The sequence below is a fragment of the Mesorhizobium sp. YR577 genome, assembly GCF_900116595.1.
Classification (GTDB): Bacteria; Pseudomonadota; Alphaproteobacteria; order Rhizobiales; family Rhizobiaceae; genus Mesorhizobium_M.
In genome coordinates, this window is record NZ_FPBI01000030.1 from 1 (window position 1) to 22,383 (window position 22,383).

The 22,383-nt window shown below is 57.0% G+C and carries 17 protein-coding genes and 1 pseudogene; 9 read left to right on the plus strand and 9 right to left on the minus strand.

The features are described from left to right. Positions 1-78: pseudogene (locus BM413_RS32815) on the plus strand (IS5/IS1182 family transposase); the annotation flags it as partial. A 197-nt stretch (positions 79-275) separates the two neighbouring features. Continuing rightward, positions 276-1,286 (plus strand): IS30 family transposase, encoded by a 1,011-nt coding sequence (locus tag BM413_RS28285; RefSeq protein WP_091918194.1) that lies wholly within the window; start codon positions 276-278, stop codon positions 1,284-1,286. 275 nt (positions 1,287-1,561) lie between these two features. On the opposite strand, the gene BM413_RS28290 is transcribed toward BM413_RS28285, so the two are convergent. The 8 genes from BM413_RS28290 to BM413_RS28325 form a co-directional block, all read right to left on the minus strand. Next, positions 1,562-3,673, minus strand: a complete 2,112-nt coding sequence (locus tag BM413_RS28290) for a family 10 glycosylhydrolase (RefSeq protein ID WP_091918236.1) — start codon at positions 3,671-3,673, stop codon at positions 1,562-1,564. 99 nt (positions 3,674-3,772) lie between these two features. Continuing rightward, complete coding sequence (locus tag BM413_RS28295) at positions 3,773-4,729, minus strand: D-2-hydroxyacid dehydrogenase (RefSeq protein WP_091918195.1); 957 nt, start codon at positions 4,727-4,729, stop codon at positions 3,773-3,775. 11 nt (positions 4,730-4,740) lie between these two features. Beyond that, on the minus strand, positions 4,741-5,727 hold the full coding sequence (locus tag BM413_RS28300; RefSeq protein WP_091918196.1) for an ABC transporter permease: 987 nt from the start codon (positions 5,725-5,727) through the stop codon (positions 4,741-4,743). A 69-nt stretch (positions 5,728-5,796) separates the two neighbouring features. Continuing rightward, positions 5,797-7,752 carry an ABC transporter substrate-binding protein gene (locus BM413_RS28305; protein WP_175544477.1) on the minus strand — a complete coding sequence of 652 codons (1,956 nt, stop codon included), beginning with the start codon at positions 7,750-7,752 and terminating at the stop codon, positions 5,797-5,799. A 32-nt stretch (positions 7,753-7,784) separates the two neighbouring features. After that, complete coding sequence (locus BM413_RS28310) at positions 7,785-9,872, minus strand: alpha-amylase family protein (RefSeq protein ID WP_091918198.1); 2,088 nt, start codon at positions 9,870-9,872, stop codon at positions 7,785-7,787. Beyond that, positions 9,862-10,917, minus strand: a complete 1,056-nt coding sequence (locus tag BM413_RS28315) for an ABC transporter ATP-binding protein (RefSeq protein ID WP_091918237.1) — start codon at positions 10,915-10,917, stop codon at positions 9,862-9,864. Before BM413_RS28315 ends, BM413_RS28310 begins: the two co-directional genes overlap by 11 nt. Before the next feature lie 2 nt (positions 10,918-10,919). Then, positions 10,920-11,972, minus strand: coding sequence for an ABC transporter ATP-binding protein (locus tag BM413_RS28320; protein ID WP_091918199.1), 1,053 nt, complete (start codon positions 11,970-11,972; stop codon positions 10,920-10,922). Continuing rightward, positions 11,969-13,048 (minus strand): ABC transporter permease, encoded by a 1,080-nt coding sequence (locus BM413_RS28325; protein ID WP_244538075.1) that lies wholly within the window; start codon positions 13,046-13,048, stop codon positions 11,969-11,971. The genes BM413_RS28320 and BM413_RS28325 overlap by 4 nt, the downstream gene beginning before the upstream one ends. 449 nt (positions 13,049-13,497) lie before the next feature. On the opposite strand from BM413_RS28325, the gene BM413_RS28330 reads away from it, so the two are divergent. From BM413_RS28330 to BM413_RS28345, 4 genes are all read left to right on the plus strand, one after another. Beyond that, the gene (locus BM413_RS28330) at positions 13,498-14,520 is read left to right on the plus strand and encodes a LacI family DNA-binding transcriptional regulator (RefSeq protein WP_091918200.1); all 1,023 of its coding nucleotides are present in this window, start codon (positions 13,498-13,500) and stop codon (positions 14,518-14,520) included. Positions 14,521-14,536: 16 nt separating this feature from the next. Then, positions 14,537-15,400: an NAD(P)-dependent oxidoreductase gene (locus BM413_RS28335; RefSeq protein WP_244538069.1), complete on the plus strand. Its 864-nt coding sequence runs from the start codon at positions 14,537-14,539 to the stop codon at positions 15,398-15,400. 518 nt (positions 15,401-15,918) lie between these two features. After that, a complete protein-coding gene (locus BM413_RS28340; protein ID WP_091918202.1) occupies positions 15,919-16,716 on the plus strand; it encodes an IclR family transcriptional regulator in 798 nt (265 codons plus the stop codon). Between the two features lie 18 nt (positions 16,717-16,734). After that, positions 16,735-17,895, plus strand: coding sequence for an acyl-CoA dehydrogenase family protein (locus tag BM413_RS28345; RefSeq protein WP_091918203.1), 1,161 nt, complete (start codon positions 16,735-16,737; stop codon positions 17,893-17,895). Between the two features lie 300 nt (positions 17,896-18,195). Here BM413_RS28345 and BM413_RS28350 read toward each other — a convergent pair whose 3' ends face one another. Further along, positions 18,196-18,939, minus strand: a complete 744-nt coding sequence (locus tag BM413_RS28350; protein ID WP_091918204.1) for a FadR/GntR family transcriptional regulator — start codon at positions 18,937-18,939, stop codon at positions 18,196-18,198. A 236-nt stretch (positions 18,940-19,175) separates the two neighbouring features. Between BM413_RS28350 and BM413_RS28355 the strand changes: the two genes are divergently transcribed. The 3 genes from BM413_RS28355 (at position 19,176) to BM413_RS28365 (ending at position 22,383) form a co-directional block, all read left to right on the plus strand. After that, positions 19,176-20,507: an ABC transporter substrate-binding protein gene (locus BM413_RS28355; RefSeq protein WP_210188993.1), complete on the plus strand. Its 1,332-nt coding sequence runs from the start codon at positions 19,176-19,178 to the stop codon at positions 20,505-20,507. 23 nt (positions 20,508-20,530) lie between these two features. Then, a complete protein-coding gene (locus tag BM413_RS28360; RefSeq protein ID WP_244538070.1) occupies positions 20,531-21,484 on the plus strand; it encodes a carbohydrate ABC transporter permease in 954 nt (317 codons plus the stop codon). Between the two features lie 122 nt (positions 21,485-21,606). Further along, complete coding sequence (locus BM413_RS28365; RefSeq protein WP_210188997.1) at positions 21,607-22,383, plus strand: carbohydrate ABC transporter permease; 777 nt, start codon at positions 21,607-21,609, stop codon at positions 22,381-22,383.

Below are 22,383 nucleotides of genomic sequence, written 5' to 3' on the forward strand. Positions count from 1 at the left end.
GCAACGCGTTACGACAAGCTTGCCAGAAACTTCTTATCTGCGGTCGCCTTGGCTACCCTCGTCGCGTTCTGGCTATGATTGAGTCTGAACCCTAGAGCTTTGCACAGGGAGCCAGAGTTGAGGTTGCTCAGATTCAATTCGTCACACCCCGGTGTTCGCGGAGTTCGAGTTCCATAATGTTTATTATCCCGCAAATCTATGTAGCGGGGTGGGTTCAAGGATGAAGTGCGACTTGCGAATGATACCAATGAGTTATCATACGCAAGGAAGATGCAATGAGACGCACCTACTCCCATATCGGCCTGGATGAACGTCGTAAGATTGCTCGCTGGCGGATGGCCGGCCTGAGCATCGAGATCATCGCAGAAAAGCTTGGACGGCATCGCTCGACGATCTTTCGCGAGATCAAGCGCAATATGTTCGTCGACAAGGTCGTTCCGGATCTCAACGGCTACTATTGCGTGACGGCCCACGGCATGGCTTGCGAGCGCCGCGCCAAGCTGCGCAAGCTGGCGCGTTTCTCACACGTCCGGCAGTCCGTTGTCGACCGGATCATGCACGGCTGGTCACCACAGCAGATCGCCGGTCGTATGCGCCTGGAGCGTCATCCGATCTCGGTCAGCCACGAGACGATCTACAAGTTTGCATATTCGGCCGATGGCCAGGCCATCAAGCTGTGGCGGCATCTGCCGGAGCATCGGGCCAGGCGCCGCCCCCGGCATGCAAGGCGCAGACATGGCCGGCGCTTCAGCCCGGAACTGAACATCCTGCGCCGCCCGGACGTCGTTGCCGACCGTAAGCAGTTCGGACACTGGGAATGCGACCTGATCCAGTTCCGCAAGAAGTTCGGCAAGGCCAACGTCACATCGCTGGTCGAACGGGTCAGTCGCTTCGCCATCTTCCTGCGCAACAATGATCGACAGTCCCGGCCCGTGATGGATGGCGTCATACAGGCGCTACAGGCCCTACCCCACCTCGCCCGCCGTTCGATCACATTCGACCGTGGCACGGAGTTCACCGACTGGCCCTACCTTCAGGCAAGCATAGGCACCCAAACGTGGTTCTGCGACCCACAATCACCCTGGCAAAAAGGCACCGTCGAAAACACCAACGGCCGGGTGCGCAAATGGCTTTCGAGAGAGGTCGATCCATTATCTGTAACCGATGCCGACCTGATCGAGATCTGCAATCGGCTGAATGCGACGCCGCGCAAATGCCTCGGCTACCGAACGCCAGCGGAGGTCTTTCGAAAGAAACTGCTCGCCCAGATGAGGCATGCCGGCTAGCTTGAACCGACCCGCAAGTCGCATCTCAGCATGACTCCACACCAAAAAAATTCTCCAATTCTCCAAAAACGCGGAAGCCAACTGCAGTCGCAGGGCTCATCCAGGTTCTGAAGCATTACTTCCTCACCTAATACAGATAATACTATTGATCCGGCACGGTGATAGTTAGGTTGCGTATTCGCCCGACCTGATCCGGTCCATCGCGTTTGCGCGGCGTCTGGTAGTCCCGAAAATCATGAACTCGGCAGGAACTGGACGTTCAAAAATGTTCGACTTCACTTCCAGGTAATGTGAACCATCTCCAGACGATCTACCTCGTTAACTCGAACGTTCACCCTGCCCTCTTTGACCGTCATTTTAAGCTCTTGGCACGCCACCACGAGACGTGCTTTCTCCACTTGCCGCCCGGCCGGGATCTTGATCGATACGGTTTGTGTTGGCAATGGGATGCTTTCGCGAACCGGCCCCTTCATCATCATCGGATTGGTAAGGTTCAAGAGGCTCAACGCGATGCAAGATTTACTCTCGCGCACTGCAAGATCAAGTATCCCAGGACCTTCCACGATGACGTTCGGCACATCCTTCAACGCCCACCGTACGGCATTGGAAATCAGTCTCGCGTGATCTGGGGCGAGTACCTCCCAGAAAATCTCGCCGAGATTCCATGGAATGAAGACAACCCGGCTGCCAGAAGATGTCTCACGCGTGATTACGGCAGGAACATGCGGCTCGCTTCGAGGATAGACCTCTTCCATAGGCAGATCGGGAAAATCGGGGATATAGAGGAATGGTGCCTGTGTGCCGGCTTCGGCTTCCACGTCGATAAGGCGCGTACCTCCGATGATCCGCGACGCACCGTCGTAGCCGTGAGAGACTGGGTGATCTTCCGTCAAAGCAATATAGGTATTCTTCACCATTCCACGCGGGCCTGACGCACGCTTGACGCCGAACACGTCGCCAAGCCCGAAGTCGGCGCGCGGTTGCCCGTTCTCATCGCGCAACGAGGTCTCGTAGGCTGCGACAACACTTCCTCCGCGCTCGACATAGGACCGGATAGCCGCGCATTGCGCGTCGGAAAGGCAGGAGGCATTTGCAAGCACGATGACCTTGAAACGGTCTAGCTTGTCTTCAGACATCATCTGGTCGGACAGCATCTCGAAAGGCAACCGCGCTTCGACAAGAGCTTGGTAGAAACCAAGCTCATGCCTTTCTGCCAGGATGCGCTCTTCGGAGGACCAATACCGCAATGTCGTGGAGGGATCGATAATGGCGATTTCCGCGGTCGGCTGCGTCTCGAGCAGGACAGGCTCTACAAGTGTATGAAGTTCGAAGGCTTCCGATACGGGCTCCACCCAGCGGCGATCGGGTACGACGCCGTTGAATTTGGTGAACCATGCATTCAAGCCATGGGCCGTGCCATCGTTGATCCAGAGCTGCATTTCCTCCGGCGTATTGACGGAATCCTTCCAGCGGTACTCTTCCTCCAAGCCGATCGACGTAATCAGGACGACCGGGCGATCCGGGAAACTCGCTCGAATACGCTTTCCGTTCCGGCCCGCGGACCAACCGCATTCGACCCCTCGCCGCCCCTGATGGTCGACGACGAGAAACGGACAATGCTCTTCGATGACGGAAAGGTCGAACTCCATCAACGACGCGCCCGCCATATTGGGAATGAAGCTCGCATGCGGGCGGATCGCCTTAACCTCATCGTCCCATTGTGCAATGACGTCAGCCAGAACGCGTCGCCGCCATTGAAGCCAGGCCTGCCACGCCGGATCCGACGCATCCTGTTTGATGGGCAGGTCGTGCCCGAATGCGTCCTTGAACCTGCGGGCACTGTCCTCGCTATAGTCAACTCCGTGGCCCTGCCAGCGATTGGCGAAGATCGCGTCGATATCGTATGTACTCACGATCTCCTTCACCACCTCAGGCATGAAGACGGTGTTGTATTCGCCATAGGCATTGGCGACCCAGACATCCGGATATGCCCAATGGCGAAAGGGCGTGCCGTCTGCCGTTATCTGCACCCATTCCGGATGAGCTTTTGCGGCATCATCATGAATGGCGTGCGGATCGACCCGCGCCATGACATGCATGTCCAGCCGGCGCGCGGCATCGACGAGAGCGCCGAAAATATCCTGGTCTCCAAGATACTTGCTGATATAATGATAGGGTACCTGGCTGGGATAGAACGCAATGTAGCCTCCGGCACTGAGGCAAACGGCATTCGACTTTGTCCGCTTGAAAACGTCTATCCAAAAGGCGGGATCGCATTTTTCCGGATCATCTTCCACGAATGTAAGCTGGGTCCACCGCGTTGCGGTCTTGAACCAATCCGGTGTCCTCAGCTTGCTTTCGTCCTGTCGACGCCTGGTTTCCAGCATCAAATCCTCCATCTTTTTCCAAATATTGCGCATAGTTTCGCCCTCCGGCTCCGCGGCCGGTGGATCCAGAGCTGCACGTGACGAGGAGCTTACGGCCTGCTAGTATCCCGCCTGCTTGTCGACGACGTTCATCAGCCGCTCGCCTCGGTGGTATCGGTGCAGGTTGTCGATGAAAATCTCGAAGCCGCGAGCCTTGGTAGCCGCCGTTGTTGCTCCATTGTGTGGCGTTATAATCGTGTTGGGCACGTCCCAGAACGGACTGTCTTTCGAAAGCGGCTCCTGCCCATGCGCATCGAGGCCCGCGCCGGCAATCCACTGCTCCTTCAAAGCACGCAGCAACGCTTCGTCATTCGCGATTCCGCCACGAGAAAAGCAGATGTAGAAGGCGGTATCCTTCATGGCGCGGAACTCGGCTTCGCCGAGCATATTCTCGGTATCGGGTGTGAAGGGAGTCGTGACGACAACGAAGTCGCATTCCCCCAGAAACTCATGCAACGCCTCCCGGGAGTACACTCGATCGAACTCGGGCGCCTCGGCCCTCGTCCTTCGAAGTCCAAGCACCTTCATGTGGAAAGCGCGCGCCTTGCGCGCAAGATCGGTCCCGGAGTGGCCGGTCCCGATTATCCCGACCGTCTTTCCGTTCAGCTCCCCGTGCATGAATGGGTCCCAGCGGCGCTCCCGCTGGGCATCGATCCAACGCATTGCATTACGGTTTAGAAGCAACATCAACATCATCGCGTGCTCGGCGAGCGGAATGGCGCCGTTGCCCTTCGAGCAAGTCAGCGTCGCTGAATGAATGACAAATTCGGTGTAGAGCTGGGTGTCTGGACCAGCAGCCCAGCTGTGCACCCAACGGAGGCTTTGTGCGCGGGAGAGCAGTTCGGCTGGCAATGGACCGGCCACGACCTCAACGTTCGCTAGATCCTCAGACGGGTCCGAGATGGACGCAACCTGACCAACCTCCCATTCGGGCGCGGCTTGTTTGATAAGTGCCAATTGTTCTTCGGCGAAGGCGCCGACGACCAGGATCCGACGGCTGGATGGCGTAGGGTTCAATGGTTCTCTCCTTACTCGTAACGGATTCGCGGGTCGAGCCAGGCCAGAAGGAGGTCGGACAGCAGGGTGCCGATCACCGTCAGGCAGCTCAGCATCATGATGAAGCTTCCCGCGAGATACATGTCCTGCGACATCAAGGATTGCAGCAGCAGCGGTCCCGTCATTGGAAGATTGAGAACAACCGCCGTGATCGTGGCTCCTGAGACGAGCGTGGGAAGCACCCAGCCCACCGTGGAAATGAAGGGATTGAGCGCGATACGAACAGGATACTTCATCAGCAACCGGCGCTCGGAAAGACCGTAGGCGCGAGCTGTCACGACATAGGGCTTGTTAAGCTCGTCGAGCAGGTTCGCACGCAAGATGCGAATAAGTGCCGCTGTGCCGCCCAAGCCGAGGACGATCATGGGAATGATCAGATGCTTGAGGAGATCCCAGACCTTTGCCAGACTCCAGGGCGCCGTCTCATATTCCGGTGAAAACAGCCCCCCGATTCCCGTGCCGAAATAGCGGAAGGAAATGTACATGAGCACCAGGGCAAAGAGAAAATTCGGAATTGCGAGCCCGATCACTCCAAGAAACGTCGCGCAGTAATCACCCACCGTTTTGCGTCTTACGGCCGTGTAGATGCCGATCGGCAGCGACACTGCCCAGATGAGGAGAAGGGTAAGGAACGCCAGCACGAAGGTCAGGCCCAAGCGTCCCCACAGAAGCTCCGAAACCGGGCGGCGCCACTCCAGCGAATAGCCGAAATCGCCGTGAAGCAGAATACTCGTTATCCATTTCCAGTATTGCACATGGAGCGGGTCATCCAAGCCGTATCGCGCACGCAGCGCCTGCATCGCCGGTTCGTCGATCGCCGTGCCCTGCAGGTTGAGCTGTGCGACCATCGAGGTAACGAAATCACCCGGCGGCAACTGGATGATTATGAAAGTCATCACCGAGATCGCAAACAGGGTCACGACCATGTAGACCATGCGTCGGGCTATGAAGGCAGCCATGGACTTGCTCCTCTGGTGGAGTATCGCAAGAGAGTATCCCCGTGCCCTTAGTAGACACGGAGACACCGCTCACTCGGCCGAAAAGAAAAATTGCTCGGGATTGGCGGAACCGGGATGAGTGTAGACGGTGCTCGCCATGACCGTTTTCGGAACATTCTTCAGCCGTTTGTTGATGATCCCGTAGTCGGACGTCGGCTGCATGATTCCAATTGTGTAGAATTGCTCCTTGGAAATCTGCATGACCTGTCGCATCAGCTCCAGACGCTTGGCTGCATCTGTCGTCGAGACGATCCGACTGTAGATCTCCATCTGCTTCTTGATTTCCGCAGGCGGCTCTTCCGGGTTCGCTCCCTTCGAGTACCACTGCCCCCAGGTGGTGGCGTAGAAAGAGTCGCGCGAAAACGGGAGGTAGTATTTCGGATCGAAGATCGTGTCCGCGCCGCCGGACGCCGACCATACGGCCGCATCATGGTCGTTGGCATAGACCCGCTGGTTGAGCGCCGTATTGTCGCTGGTGTTGATCAGCAGATTGACGCCGACATCGCGCCAGTACTTCTTGATCAGTTCCGCGGCGTCGATCCAGGGTTTGCGAAGGACCGAGACGTCGATTGTGAAAGTAATCGGCCTGCCGTCAGGGTCCAGCCGTATCCCCTCGGCGTTCTTCTTGTCGAAACCCGCCTCGTCCAGCATCCTGTTCGCCTCGGCAGAGTCATAGTTCGTGAACTGCGTCGCCATCTCCTTGTCGAACAGCGGCGATTCCGGGCGCTCGACGGTCTGGTAGGGAAGCCCCTGCCCGAGCCAGACGAGTTCGATGATCTCGTTGCGATTGATCGCCGTAGAAAGGGCAGCTCGGAACTGCTTGCTTCCGAATATCTTGCGTTTGGCCGGATCCTTCGATGTCATGTTCAGCGAGATGATCATCAGGTTCGCACGATTGGGGATGACCTCGTAGAAGTCGTAGTTCCCACGCTCCTGATTGTCGAAGAACGTACCCTTATTCTCGGGCGTGGTGACGAAACCGATGTAGCTGTCTACCATGTCGAAGTCACCATTCGCCGCTTTGAGCAAGGTAACCTCGGGATCCGGGATGATTTCGATCGTGGTGGTGTCAATATAAGGAAGCTGGTTTCCTTCGGTATCGACCTTGAAGTAGTATGGATTGCGCTTTGCTAAGACCTGGCTGCCGCTGCCTTGCCCTATGCCAACCGAAACGATCCAGGGGTTGAGGCGAGGCACTTCAGGGTTCCGCCACGCATCCGCCTTGGAGTTGAACTGGGAGACCCAGTTCTGGGCGCCGGCCGCCCTCGCCTCGGCCTCGACGTTCTTGTTGTATTTCGCATGGAATTTTTCGAGATAGTGCCGTGGATACGCGGTCGGCACATTCGGCTCGGGAAGCCTGGCGGAATCGGCGAGCGACTGCAGCAGAAGAGCGTTTGAAGACGCGAATTTGAACTTCACAGTGTAGTCGTCGATCTTCTCGACTACTACGGGCTTGCCATCGCGGACAGACCAGGTCGGCTTCGTCGGCATCACCTCGCTGTTGGAATAGACGTCTTCATACCAGAACACGACGTCGTCGGCCGTAAAGGGTTGCCCGTCGGACCACTTCATCCCCTGCCTGAGCTTGAACGTGTATTCGGTGGCATCCGGATTGACGTCGACGGATTCCGCGACGTTCAATTCGACTTTCGGAAAGATGTCCTCCTGCTTCATCCCCGGCTGCCACATCTCCCAGCGCGTAAGATTCTCGTAGCCGATGGTTCGCACCAGTGTAAAAATATCGCTGGCCGAGTTCATCGTCAGACGCCACGTTCCTCCATATTGACCTACCTTTTCAAAAGGTTTGATCACCATCGGCTTAGCCGGCAGACGCTCCGCAACGGGAGGAAGCTTTCCTGCCTTAACCTGCTCGGACAGCGCCGGCGCTTCCTTGTAGTCCTGGGCATAGGCGAAGCTCGCCGTGAAGACGGCCACGGCGAGGGCGGCCAGCGACCGTCCGACGGTTCGTGATAAGCGAATTGTCATCATCTCCTCCATTTGCCACCTCATTTGGCGGATTATTTTCTGTCCAGCAAAACGGCTTCGAAGGCCTCGACGGGCGGCAGGTCGAACCAGACATAGCCATCCCTGTCGGGAGCGCCGGAGGTCGCTTTGAGAGCCTGACCAGCCATGAGGGTACGCGCGGTTCGTCCAACACCCCTAACGCCCAGGCGCAGACCATGCACCGCCGGTGCATCCTCGTAGAGGTTGTTGCGTTGTCCACCGTAGTTCACGACATGCACGAGCAGACTGTTGGTGCTGTCCTGGACCTGAACGGTGACCTCCAGTGACCCCTTGCCCTCAAGCTTCACCGGCGCAGGTTCGATGTTGCGGGCGATAAGGTCGGCAATCAGAACGCGATGGGTCGGAAGGCTGTCGCGGTAGTATTGCCATTCCGGGTTCCATGGCACGTAGATAGCCTTGCCTTCCCCATAATGACGCGAGATGACACCCGGCTGTTCGCTCTCGATATCCGGAAAGCAGAGTTCCGGCGGGCCGAAGGGCTGCGGCGGAAGCAGTTTCAAAAGCGTTTCGGCGCCGTCCTTTGGCCGCGCCACGAAGTATCGCCCGTCCAGCATGACGAGCGAGCTTTGCGGAGTCGGAATTTCGCCCTCACCTATCCTGAAATATGAGCCGCGCATGTGGTTGCGCTCCATCGGCTTGTCTTCGACCGGAAGGCAGTCAAGAACGAGCTTGTTGCGCGCGGTCCCGGACTGATCGTAGAAGCCGGTGTCACCGGTAGCCACCAAAACGCCGCCCTGACGGACATATGCGTCGAGCGCAGTCGCCTCCTCCTCGCTCAGACACGAGACATTGGGAAGCAGGATGGCTGCATAACGCGATAGCATGTCCACGCCCTTTTCTCCCTCAGCGACATCGTCGGTGACGAAGTCGAACGGCAGGTGCGATTCGACGAGAATCCGGTAGGCGCCGCGAAAGGCCTTGTTGCCCATGTCGCCACTGGTGGTGCGCTTTCCATAAACCGTATTTCGGTGGGAATCGTAGAGCCCGATCCGGGCCGCCGAGCGAAGGCCCGTGTAATGCGCCTGGTTGCGTTGATGCCACTTGAACAGGCGCGAGATGTCGTCAAAGGGCGTTTTGTCGTCCTGGTCCATGACGCCCAGAAGGTAATAGTCAAGCGCAGCCCCGCTCGCGAGCTGCTGGGCAAAGCGCAGCATGTGATACCCGCCTGTTTCCGAGTGGAACCGCCAGGCGTAATCGACGAAATTCGTGGACGTCGAAGAAAAAGCCTTCCCGCGCCCGTATGCGGCGGCCCATCGGGCCTGTTCTCCCGCCTGATAGGGCCATTCGGGTTGCGGGCGATCAACGGCCCGTTGCACCTCCATCCGGATCAGATCCGAGTCCCCGCGATGTCCGGTCATCGCAACCTTCGGGTTTATCTGCTTGATGTGCTTGTAGACCTTCGACCTCAGGTCTAGAGAGGTCCTCTCCTTAAAGGCGAGATAGTCAGCGTAGGCCGGATCGGAGAAATCCTCCTTGAGGGGCAGCTCACGGCTGTACATGACGCGAAAGCGGCGACGGCAATTGTCGCAGACGCAGATGCCGAAATAGTCGCCGGAATAGGTGAAGTTCGTGTAGCCGAACATGTTGAAGAAGACGCCATCGAGGTCGTATTCGCTGAGTGACTCCGAGATGATCTCGAGGGCGTAATCCTGATACCAGCCGCCGTTGACGCACGCCTGGTAAGTTCTATTGTACTCGAGCGCGTTGCCCTTGATGTTGTGAACAAACCAGTCAGGGTGGGCTTCGTAGGCGATGCGTGTTGCCTTGGACATGTCGAAACGACCGACCAGCGACAGGCCCTCCGAATGAGCCGCCTCGATCGCGTCCCCCAGCGCATCGCCCTTCATGTATGGGTTGACGGCGTGAAGTGCCAGCTTGGTCGGATAGAAGGCATAAATGCCGCCGATGTTGTAAAGGAGTACATCGGCGCCGAACGCCTTCACTTCCTTTGCGAGCTTGCGCTGGTCATAGAGCGCATCTGGTTGCCTGAGGTTGGTCTGAACCATCCTGTACGGCCGCTTCCACCAGACTGGCGCCGCAATATGGGTGTCGGCTCGCTTCTCCATCGTTTCAGGCATCATTCTTTCTCACTCCCTCCAGTTCCATTTCTTCAGCACGGTGGCATGCGACCTCACCGCCACCCACGCGGCGAAGCAAGGGATCTTCGTTGCGGCATTGGTCGACAGCGAAAGGGCATCGGGGGTGAAAGGCGCAGCCCCTGGGCCGGTTGGCGGGATCGGCAACTTCGCCCTTCAGCCGCATGCGTTTCTCGGATCGCGCAAGGCGCGGATCGGGTCGCGGCACGGAGGCCATCAGCGCTGCCGTGTAAGGATGGCGCGGGCGCGAGAACAGCTTGTCCGTTGTCGCGAGTTCGACAATCCGCCCCGCATACATCACCGCCACACGGTCCGAAATATATTCGACGACACTCAGATCATGCGAAATGAACACGTAGGTCAGGTCGAATTCTTCCTGCAGATCCTGCAGCAGGTTGAGCGTCTGCGCCTGGATGGACACGTCGAGCGCGGAAATGCATTCGTCGGCTACAACCAGCTTCGGCCGGACCGAAAGAGCGCGCGCGATCCCGATACGCTGACGCTCTCCACCCGAAAAGGCATAGGGATAGCGCGCCATGTATTCCGGCTGAAGACCGACGCGACGCAGCAGGTCGGCGACCGTTGCCTTAACCTCAGCCTTATCGGTCATCCCGAAATTCCGCAGTGGCTCGCCAATGATATCAATGACCCGCCGACGCGGATTGAGCGAAGCAAACGGATCCTGAAAGATCATGCGGATATCGGCGCGAAATGGCCGCAGCTCCGCCGGATTCAGATGCGCGATGTCGGTGTCTTGACCATTGCCGCTATAAATGATGCGCCCTTCGGTCGGTTCGATGACGCGCACAAGCGCCTGACCAAGCGTGGTCTTTCCGCATCCGGACTCTCCGACAATGCTCAGCGTCTCTCCGGGCCTGACGCTCAGACTGATACCGTCGACTGCCTTGATATATCGCACCGTCTTCTTGAAGAAGCCCGACACGATCGGAAAATGGACCTTGACGTTATCGGCTACCATAAGCGGCCGGTCGGTACCCTGCTGTGCTCGGTGCAATTGGCTCTGGACCATGTTCATGCTCTTGCCTCGACCACAGTTCTCGTGTCGGCATATGCGGGGTCACGCATATGACAGGCCGCATGATGTTGCGTACCCAATTCACGCAGCGCCGGCTCGAGGCGTTCGCACAATCCCTTGACCGCTTCCGGACAGCGCGTGTTGAACGGACAGCCGTCTGGCCGGTTCAGTGGGTGCGGCACCATTCCTTCGATCGCCTTGAGCCGTTGCCCGGACGTATGACGGGTGCCGGGCTTCGGAATCGAATCCAGCAGAGCCAGCGTGTAAGGATGTTGCGGGCGATAGAAAATGTCTTCGACACTGCCACGCTCGACGACACGACCGAGATACATGACCGCGACCTCGTCGGCGATCTCTGCCACGACACCGAGGTCATGGGTGATGAACATCACGCCCATCCCCGTCTCCAGTTGCAGGGTTCGGATAAGTTCGAGGATGTTGGCTTGGGTCGTGACGTCGAGCGCCGTTGTCGGCTCGTCAGCTATAAGAATGGCCGGGCGGCATGAGAGCGCCATCGCAATCATCACCCGCTGCCGCATGCCGCCGGAGAGTTGGAACGGATATGAGGCCAGGCGGCGTCTCGGATCGGGAATGCCGACCCGATCCAGCGCCTCGACCGCCCGATCGACAGCCGCCTTGACCCCAATACGGTGATGAAGCAGGACCTTTTCGACCAGTTGATCCCCGATCGTATGAACCGGGCTGAGCGAGTTCATCGGCTCCTGAAAGATCATCGCAATATCACGTCCCCTGATGGACCTGATCTCGCGCCCTTTCGGATCAAGCCTGGCGATGTCCACGCTTGTCTTGCCGTCGCGGCTGAAGACCATACTGCCGCCAACCACGCGGCCCGGCGCCGTCACGATCTGCAGGACGGAGCGTGCCATCATGGATTTGCCGGAACCGGACTCGCCGACGATGCACAGCGTCTTTCCCTTGTGCACATCGAGATCGATACCATCGACCGCCTTGATCAGGCCTTCGCGCAGGTCGAATTGCGTCTTGAGTCCGCGAACGGAGAGGAGTTGATGGTTGGGAGCGTCGGTCATGAGTAGGGATCCGCGGCATCTCGAAGACCGTCTCCAAGGAAATTCAGGGAAAGGACGGTGATGATGACCAGGACACCGGGCGCCAGCAGCCAGGGAGCTTCCGCCAGTGAACGGATGTTCTGCGCCTCCTGCAGGAGCACGCCCCAACTGACGACGGGAGGCCGAAGGCCGATGCCCAGGAAAGACAGGGAGGTCTCGGCTATGATCATCGCGGGAATGGCAAGCGTAGTCGCCGCGATGATGTGGCTAATAAAGCCCGGCACAAGGTGACGCGTCATGATCTTCATCTCGGGAGTACCGTCGAGGCGCGCCGCGAGGACGAAGGCTTCGTTTCTCCAGGACATGAAACGCCCCCTCACCTCGCGGGCTAGGGATGTCCATCCGATCAGGGAAATGATGATCGTGATGATGAAATAGACCAGGATTGGAGACCAGGTGACCGGGATTGCGGCCGCAAGTCCCATCCAGAGTGGGATCGTTGGAACCGACATTATGAATTCGATGATACGCTGAATAGATGTGTCGACCTTGCCGCCGACATAACCTGATATACCACCGAGGCAGACGCCGAGTACGAGACTTATCGCGACGCCGATCAGCCCGACCGATGTCGAAACTCTCGTGCCATGGACGAGCCGGCTGAATACGTCGCGGCCGAGCCGATCCGAGCCCAGAAGGTAAAATGGCTGTTTCGGATCCTTGGGGCCGATTAGGTGGGTGCTCAGCGGGATCAGCCCCCAAAGTCTGTAGGGATCTCCCTGGACGAAAAAACTGATTGGAATACGGACATTGGGATCAGGCGCAAAGACCCTGCGAAATGTTTGCGGATCGCGTTTTGAGCTGAAGCCGGTGACATGAGGCCCAAAACGGGAATTACCGGCCTCATCGACATAGAACAGTTTGATGCCCTGCGGAGGCAGAAGGGTGAATGCCGGGTCGTAGTAGTCGGCCGATCGGGTTGCGATAGGTTCGGCAAACAGCGCCACCAGATAGATGAATGCGATGACGATCCCGCTCCAATAGGCGAGCTTATGCTCCTTGAACTTCAGCCAGATCAGCTGGCGCTGGCTGGCCAGGCCGAGCGCAACGGTGTTGCTCGTATCCTTGACATCGATAGTTGCGGACGAAGAGCTCACGAGCACGCGCTCCTACGAGCCGTCAGCAACCATAGTTCCAATGCCAATCGGCTGGACAACGAGTGCATGCTAGCTCCTCCCGTAGCTTGCAACTCCCTGACGAGAGCATAACTATTTGTCATTTGTTAGCCTAAACTGTACGCAATTTCACATACCGTCAAGTCATTAACAGCACTAAAAGTTTGTAATTGTTAGTGACCAGAAGGCATATCGCAGTCGCTAATTCCGTAGAAATCAATGAATTTCAACGCTTTCTACCCAAGATTGGCGCCGCCAAACCTCGAAGATTGCGGCAATGCAACATAAAATGCTGTTGTAAGGCACATAAAATTAGCCTAACAAACATGCAGAGTCGTTTTTTGCATTCCTGCCTCAGGCGTTGATCCTACATGAGCCGAGTTACCCTTCAAGAAATTGCAGATCATCTGGGAATTTCCAAATTCGCGGTCTCACGCGCTCTTACGGGCAAGCCAGGCGTCAGCGACGACACGCGCCGCAACGTCCTCTCGGCTGCCGAAGAGTTTGGCTATACGGCCCGTCGAAACAGACTATCCGCGCCGTCTTCGATCGAGGTGATCTTCCATGACCGAACGGTTGCCAATCGGGAACTCTGGATCGACGTCCAGCATGGCATCGAAATGGAATCCACACGCTTTGGGTGCTCCATGGCGGTGCGGTGGACCGACGACCATCGGATCATCGAGCGGCTCGAGGCTTCGACGATCGGCTTCATCCTCGTCGGTCCACAGGAACAGCGAATGTTCGACGCGGCCCGCGACAGTGCGCTCCCGTCGGTCGTCGTCGCGCATATCGTGCCTGAGCTCTACGAAATGGACCAGATTACGGCGACCGATGTGGAAGCGGGAGTTTGCGTCGCCAAATACCTCTACGGACTCGGACACCGGCGCCTCGTATATGTTCATGGACAACTGGGTTATCCGGGACGCGATGCCCGCCTGCGCGGATTTTCCAAAGCAATCGCCGCACTGGATGGCGCAATGCTCCATGAAATCTCGTTCAAGGAGGATTATCAGGCAACCGACTTCCGCAACGCCCTGAAAGCCATGGCCGATGACTGCTTCGAAGCTACGGCTTTCTTCTGTGGCAGCGATGGCGTTGCAGTTACTGTCGTCTCCGAGCTGATGCGGATGGGTATATCCGTTCCCGAAGATGTTTCGGTTGTTGGACATGCGGACTATCCCATTGCCACGCAGGTCTCGCCAAACCTCACCACCATCCACATGCCGCACAAGCAGATGGGCATCGCCGCGGTTCGACAGCTGCTTTCACGCTTGGGTCAGAATGGCCAGCTCAACGATCTTCCGCCACAGCGCATCAGCTTGGTGCCTCACTTGGTTGAGCGGCAGTCGACAGGCCCGGCAACAAAACGCTCCTGGTTGCGGAGAATCTGAGCGAAGGGAGAATTACATGTCAAAGGTTGGATTCCTGGGACTTGGCGTCATGGGCTATCCAATGGCGCGGCATCTTGCTCGTCGTGGTCATTCCGTGACGGTGTACAATCGCACATCGGCCAAGGCGAAAAAATGGGTCGAGGACAACGGTGGAAACGCGGCCGAAACCCCTGCCGAAGCATCACGCGACCAGGATATTGTTTTCTGCTGTGTCGGCAATGACGACGACCTCCGCCAGGTGACGATCGGTGAATCCGGCGCGTTTCATGGGATGCGGAAGGGCGCCATCTTCGTTGACCACACGACGGCCTCCGCCGAGGTTGCCTGCGAGCTTTTCGCTGCGGCGGACGCAAACGGCGTTGGCTTCATCGACGCTCCGGTTTCTGGCGGCCAGGCCGGGGCCGAGAACGGCACGCTGACCGTAATGTGCGGAGGAGATCAACAGACATTTAACGCGGTAAGCGGTGTCATTCCAGCTTATGCGCGGTCGGTTCGCCTGATAGGATCCGCAGGCAGCGGACAGCTTGCCAAGATGGTGAACCAGATCTGCATCGCCGGCCTCGTGCAGGGCCTTTCAGAGGGTGTCCACTTTGCACAGAAAGCCGGGCTGGATGTCGAGGCCGTACTGGAGGTCATTTCGAAGGGAGCGGCCGGGTCCTGGCAGATGGAAAATCGAGGCAAGACGATGAGTGAAGGCAGGTTCGATTTCGGGTTTGCCGTGGACTGGATGCGCAAGGATCTTTCGATGTGTCTCACAGAGAGCCGCCGCAACGGTGCGAGCCTTCCCGTAACCTCACTCGTCGACCAGTTCTATGCCGACGTTCAGAAGGCCGGAGGCGGCCGTTGGGACACGTCCAGCCTTATCACACGGCTTCGGTGAGCTTTGTCTGCGATCTGAGGAAGTTTCTATTGCTCAAAAGGCAATAACTTAAAGCCCTTGCTCCTAAACCAAGAGCATGGTTGGCATCGTGGTCGGTTGACCCCTGTGATCTTGCCGTTTGGTGTCCATTCGATGTTTGCGATCCTGCTTGGAAGAAACCGCGCACATCATTGAGGCATCGCGCCTGTAAGTTCTGCATCATATCCGTACGGCCACTTTTCACGTGCCGATTATCGTTAGCTCGTTGTTGATTGCCTGCATCAAGTCGGCCAGTGCCTATGCGACCTTTACCCTTGTGTGGCTTGATCAACTGCGTTGATAGAGCCTCGATCCACCGCTTGCCCTTATCCATCGCTTGCGGAAAAGTTGATTCATGGCCGCGCCTTATTGCCCGGAAGCGCTATCCGAGCCAGAGATGCTCGAGTGTAATTCTGCATAGTGGAATTAAATTCTGAAACTTGACCAGAGTCTCGCACTGCGCTATCCAGTCTAACAAGGGTATTTACTCGGATGATGGAATGAAGAAGCGTAAGGTTGAAGAGAGTGCCGAAGGTCGGGAGAAAGTTACGGATCGCCGCATTGTTGAATCCTTGGCACGCGGGCTGGAAGTGTTGCGCGCGTTTCGGCGCGGGGATTTGGAATTGTCCAATCAGGACTTTGCGGAGCGTACTGGCCTGGCAAAAGCTACGATTTCAAGGCTAACTTACACTCTCGTCAGCTTGGGCTATCTGTCCTACAATTACTCCACGGGACGTTATCGCCTGGATGCGGCCGCGATGTCCTTGGGTTATGCTTATCTGTCGGATCTCGGTGTTCGTCGTCTTGCAAAGCCGATGATGCAAGAGCTGGCCGACTATTCCGGACTGCCGGTCGCACTCGGTGCTAGAGATCAATTCTCAATGGTTTACCTGGAATGCTGCAGGAGCTCGGATGCAATTACACTCTCGATCGAGGTGGGCGCCCATATCAAAATTGCAAACAGTTCGCTAGGTCGAGCTTATATAGCTGGCCTTAGTGACGCTGCCCAGACTGTGCTGCTCGACGCCCTCGAAGTTCACGAGGGGGAGAACTGGCCCCCAATCGAAGAACAAATTCTTGTCTCCGTCGAGAGTTACAAGAAATTTGGCTACTGCTTGTCCATTGGCCAATGGAAGCACGACGTGAACTCTGTCGGCGTTCCTTACCGCCCCCGCGATGGAACGCCGGTGCTGGCTTTCAACTGCGGTGGTCCGTCTTTCTTGGTTGATCGTAATCGTCTGGTGGAGGACATCGCTCCGCGCCTTGTCGATTTCGTCCGGCGGCTTGAAGCTCAATAAAAACTACTGGAGAACAAGATGGCACTCGATTCGGAGACCTTGGATCACCTCATTGACACCACAGCTCGCTTTGTTCGCGAAAGACTGGTGCCGCTTGAGGCGCAGGTTGCTCGCGACGATGCTATTCCGGAAGGGATCAAACAGCAGTTTCGTGATCTCGGCCTCTTTGGCCTAGCCATTCCTGAAGAATACGGCGGCCTTGGCCTTAACATGGAGGAGGAAGTTCGTATTGCAATTGAACTCGGACGTACCTCGCCGTGCTTTCGGTCCCTGATTGGCACAAACAATGGCATCGGATCACAGGGCATTGTCATGGACGGGACCGAGGATCAGAAACAGAAATACTTGCCTCGGCTAGCGCTTGGGGAGCTTATCAGTTCCTTCGCCTTGACTGAACCAGACGCTGGATCCGATGCATCATCAATGCGAACTATCGCTAAAAAGGATGGTGCCGAGTATGTGCTCAACGGGACGAAGCGCTTCATCACCAACGCCCCCCACGCGGGTCTGTTCACCGTGTTTGCTCGAACATCTGATCCAGCATCCTCGAAGGATAAAATCAGCGCATTCTTGGTCGAGGCTCCGATGCCCGGTCTATCCCTGGGGCCGAAAGACAAGAAGATGGGACAAAGCGGATCGCATACGTGTGATGTCATTTTCGAGAATTGCCGTGTTCCCGCTACTGCTTTGCTAGGCGGGGCGGAAGGTGTCGGGTTTCGGACAGCGATGAAGGTGTTGGACCGCGGCCGACTTCACATTTCAGCTGTCTGTGTTGGCATGGCGGAGCGCTTGATTGCCGATAGTCTCGCCTACGCAATGGAGCGGAACCAGTTTGGACAGCCGATCGCCGAGTTCCAACTCATACAAGCCATGTTAGCGGACAGCAAAACAGAAGCTTACGCAGCGCGCTGTATGGTGATGGAAACTGCGCGGGCGAAGGACACAGGCGTGACCGTCGCGACCGAGGCCGCGGCTTGCAAGCTGTTTGCCAGCGAAATGGTTGGACGGGTTGCAGATCGCGCGGTCCAGATATTTGGAGGGGCGGGGTACATGTCCGAATATGGAATTGAGCGGTTCTATCGTGATGTACGACTGTTTCGGATCTACGAAGGGACGTCCCAAATCCAACAATTGGTCATAGCACGCAACATGATCCGTGACGCGAAGGCCGCCGCTTGAGCGGGGTTCGCGCGCCCGTCAACAGAGACGAACGTATCAAGCGATGATCACTGGAATGCCCTCCGATAAAGGGTGAATTAGCCCGAGTGCCGCTTTAGCCTTCGCTAATGTCGAGTTCCCTATGACGTGTGCCGGAGGTATCTCAATAGCGTCCGAACTGGCGCTATCATGGCGATGGGATTGGCCCGCTTAGGTAGCGCTCCCTTCCGAAAGCAGATGGCGGGGCTCGCGCTGGCTACACCGCCTACGATCCCTTGCCGAACGCAACGCATCTTTCGATCGCTTCACGGGCTTGACTGTCTAAAGTGCGGCGGTCTTCAAAAGATTAGCCCGGCGCCGGAAGTCCGCTCCGATCTGAAAATGATCTGCTAACAGCGTGTCAGCGCGGTCGGCGTCACGCTCCTCGAGCGCTTTAAGGATCGCGGCGTGGTGATCAATAAGAAAGGTGTCGATACCTTCCACATTCATGATTTGCTCACGTCGCTCCAAGTGGGAACGCTGCAGGAGGTTGGCGATGGCTGCATAGACGCTGGATAGCGTTGGCGAACGCGCAGCCTCCACGATTGTTGTATGGAAGTGGAAATCCGCAGCACCCCCTGCCTCAGGATCATCCATAGTTTCTACAATACGTTGAAATGCGCGTGCAACGGTTTCAATATCATTGGCAAGCGCACGCTTGCAAGCCAAGCGGATAGCATGCCGCTCGATAGCAATGCGAACTTCCATCACATCGTCGACTGCATCTCGCTGTTGGGCGAGGACAAAGCTGAAGAAATCAGCGAGCGCAGTGAAATCCGGCTTCCGCACTACAGTGCCTTGCCCTCGCTGGACTTCCACGGCGCCAATCGCGGCCAGCGCACGCAGGGCTTCGCGAACAACTGGTCGGCTCACCCCGAGAGCACCAGCGAGATCGCGCTCAGAAAGCAGCCGATCGCCCGTCTTTAGCCGGCCCGAAAGCAGCTGATCGCGCATGAAGGCAAGTACACGGTCATATCCGCTTGCTGGCGCGCCCTGATATCGCGTGATTGTGATCTCATCAGTCATAACTAATCCTATCGCGGTTTTTTTGCCTTGTCCGCTATCCAGCCGCCACGGCCAGCGCAACGACAACGTTCATTCAGCTATTTAACCCCTTGACACCGGCATGACAAGATGAATACCAATGGTAATACCACGGAATGACATGTTCGCAAATGCATGGTTACCCGGCGACCGTGGCTGACATAGCCAGGTGGAGGAGATTTCGGCGTCATCGGGGCAGTAGAACAGGGAGGAAAATGATGACCGCGCAATTGTTCAATAGCCTTCTGCGTAGAGCCTTGCTTCGCTCCAATTGCGCAGTGATAGCAATCACTCTCAGCGGGTTGGTATCGGAAGCCGCTCTCGCACAAAATCAGTTGGGGCCAGTCGATGGGACAATCGAATATGGCTATTGGGGCAACGCAAGGAGAGCAGGCCTTACGGAAGCTGTCTCGCGAGCGTTCGAGACGGCCCACCCGGGTGCAAAGGTACAAGGGATCGTCGCCGAATACGCGGCGTATGTCGAACGTCTAACGGTTCAAGCCGCCGCAGGGGAGCTCCCATGCGTAACGCAAACCCAAAGCACCTTTCTCGCCACCTATGCAACGCGTGGCGTGCTGATGCCCCTGGACGATCTCGTGCAATCCGGCGGGATCGATGTCTCCGGCATTCCCGATGAGATCCTCGCAACGGGGCGTATCGGCGGAAAACTCTTTATGCTCCCCACGGGCACGTTTCTACGGCTAGTGGCCTACAATGCCGCCATGGCTGAGCTGTATGGGATAGCGGCTCCACCCAAGCGGGGAACATTTGATGAATACAAGCAGTGGCTCCTTACCTCTCAGAAGAAGCTGCCTCAGGGTGTCTATGCAGCAGAGAACGAAGGGGCGAATCTCTTCACTTTCTATTCCTGGATCGCCGGACACGGGCAGAAATTTTTCGAAAAGGGAGCGCTCGGTTTCGAACCCGCTCTGCTAACGCAATATTTTGAATTCTGGGAGGGGTTGCGTAAAGCGGGTGCCGTTGTTCCTGCAGATCGGCTCGATGAGCAATTCGGCGCAGTTGAAGTAACCCCGCTGTCTCGCGGTCATGTATTGAGCGCGACGCGTGATATCCCGCAAATCTTTCAAGCCGAGCAGACTCTCGCAACCGCTAACCTTCCGAGCGAAATAGAGTTCGCGCGCAACCCCGTGGCAACAGGGGCAAAGTCGGGGAATGTGCCCGGAACGAATGGGCTTTCGATCTCGGCAAATTGCGACAATATCGCAACCGCGGCAGCTTATTTGAACTTCTTCGGCAACGATCCGAGAGCTGCGGTCGCATTCAAGTCCGCGAATGGTGTCATCGTCAGTCAGGCGGGCCAGAAGGCCTTGTTGGACAGCAAAAGCACACCCGAAAACGTACGGGAATCACTGGAAACACTTTCCGCCATTGTTGCCGACGGTGATATCACGCCGGCCTCGTATCCATCAGGATATCAGACACTTCCAAACCTTCTTCGGCGTATCTACGAAGACGTCGCCCTTAAAGGTCAAAGCCCGGCAGAGGCTGCCAAACGCTTCTTCGACGAAGCTTCGCGCACACTCCGTTAGCGCGGTCGAGGATGAACAGTGACATGACCATAGAGAGACACACCAAGGGGCTAGCATTGCGGGCTATCCGCCAAGCTGCGGGAGGACAAAGGCTTCGTCTGCGCGAAAACATCGCGGGTTATCTCTTTTTAATGCCCTTCCTTCTCGGTCTTGCCGCTATTATCGCCGGTCCGTTGGTGAGTTCCCTTTATATGTCCTTCACGAACTATGCCGCGTTTGGCGATCCGCAATGGATAGGCTTCGACAACTACATGCGCGCCTTCAGCGATCCGCGCATGTGGGCGGCGGCAAGTGTGACGACCACTTATGTCCTGACGGCGGTTCCCACAGTTGTTGTTGTTGCGCTTCTCTTGGCGGTGTTCCTCAATCGAGGTATCCAGTTTCTGGCGGTCTATCGAGCCATCTTCTATATACCGTCGCTTATTGGTGGAAGCGTGGCAGTTGCGCTTCTATGGCGGCAAATCTTTGGCGCGGAAGGGCTTCTCAACTACACGCTTCAGGCAATCGGGATCGATCACCGGATTTCTTGGATCGGATCGCCGGATACCGCTCTTTCTACCTTGGTCATCCTACAGGCCTGGCAATTCGGATCGGCGATGATCATTTTCCTCGCAGGACTGCGTCAGATACCCCAGAGCTACTACGAGGCAGCAAGAATTGACGGGGCAAACGGCATTCAGCAGTTCTTTTACGTCACGCTGCCCATGCTGGCCCCCGTCATACTGTTCAACACCGTCATGTCGATGATTGGGGCATTCCAAGCATTCAACTCCGCCTACATCATAAGCTCCGGTTCGGGCGGGCCTGCCGACTCCACCCTGTTTTTCACGCTCTATCTCTACCAGCAGGGTTTTGTGAACTTCGACTTCGGCTACGCATCGGCGCTCGGCTGGCTTCTAATCCTCGTCGTTGCCACCGCCACCGCAGTCCTTCTGATCGTCACGCGGCGATGGATTCACTATGGAGAGGATGCATGACCCTCAGGGACAGTCTTATAGCCTCCTCTGCATGGTATGGGAAAAGTCCAGAGGCGGGAAAAGGCGTAAACTTGGCGCATCCTTTCTTCAAGCATCTGGTGCTGATCGGCCTCGCATCGGTGATGTTTTACCCTCTTGCATGGATGGTGAGCGCATCCCTTCGGCCGGATGTGGCGATCAACAACTATTCGCTTTGGCCTGGGCGCGACTTCACCGTCGAAAACTATGTCCGCGCTTGGCAGGGGGTGGGGGGAATCGGCTTCGCCAAGTTCTTCCTCAATTCCCTTATCGTCGCGGTCGCGACAGTAATCGGGAACGTGGTCTCCTGCGCTATGGCGGCTTATGCGTTCGCGCGCATCAACTTCGCTTTTCGCCAAACGCTCTTTGCTGTGATGCTGATCACTTTGATGATCCCATACCACGCCGTGCTCATCCCACAGTACCTCATGTTTCGGGAGTTCGGCTGGCTGAACACGTTCCTGCCACTCGTCATTCCGAAGCTACTCGCGACGGACGCTTTCTTCATCTTCTTACTCACGCAGTTCTTTCGGTCAATTCCACGCGAGATAGATGAGGCCGCGCGCATTGACGGCGCCGGGCACGTACGCATCTTCTGTGCGATTATATTGCCACTCTCGGTTCCTGCTCTGGCAACGGCAGCAATCTTCTCCTTCATACATAGCTGGAATGACTTCTTTGCTCCGCTTGTCTACCTCACCCGTACCGCGAACTTCACGCTGCCGCTGGCGCTGCGCGCTATAGGCGATGCTTCAGCCGAATCCGCTTTCGGTGCCCTGTTCGCGATGTCTGTCCTCTCGCTCCTGCCCGTCATCGGAGTCTTTATCGCCTTCCAGCGCCTACTCGTGGAGGGCATCGCAACCACTGGATTGAAAGGCTGA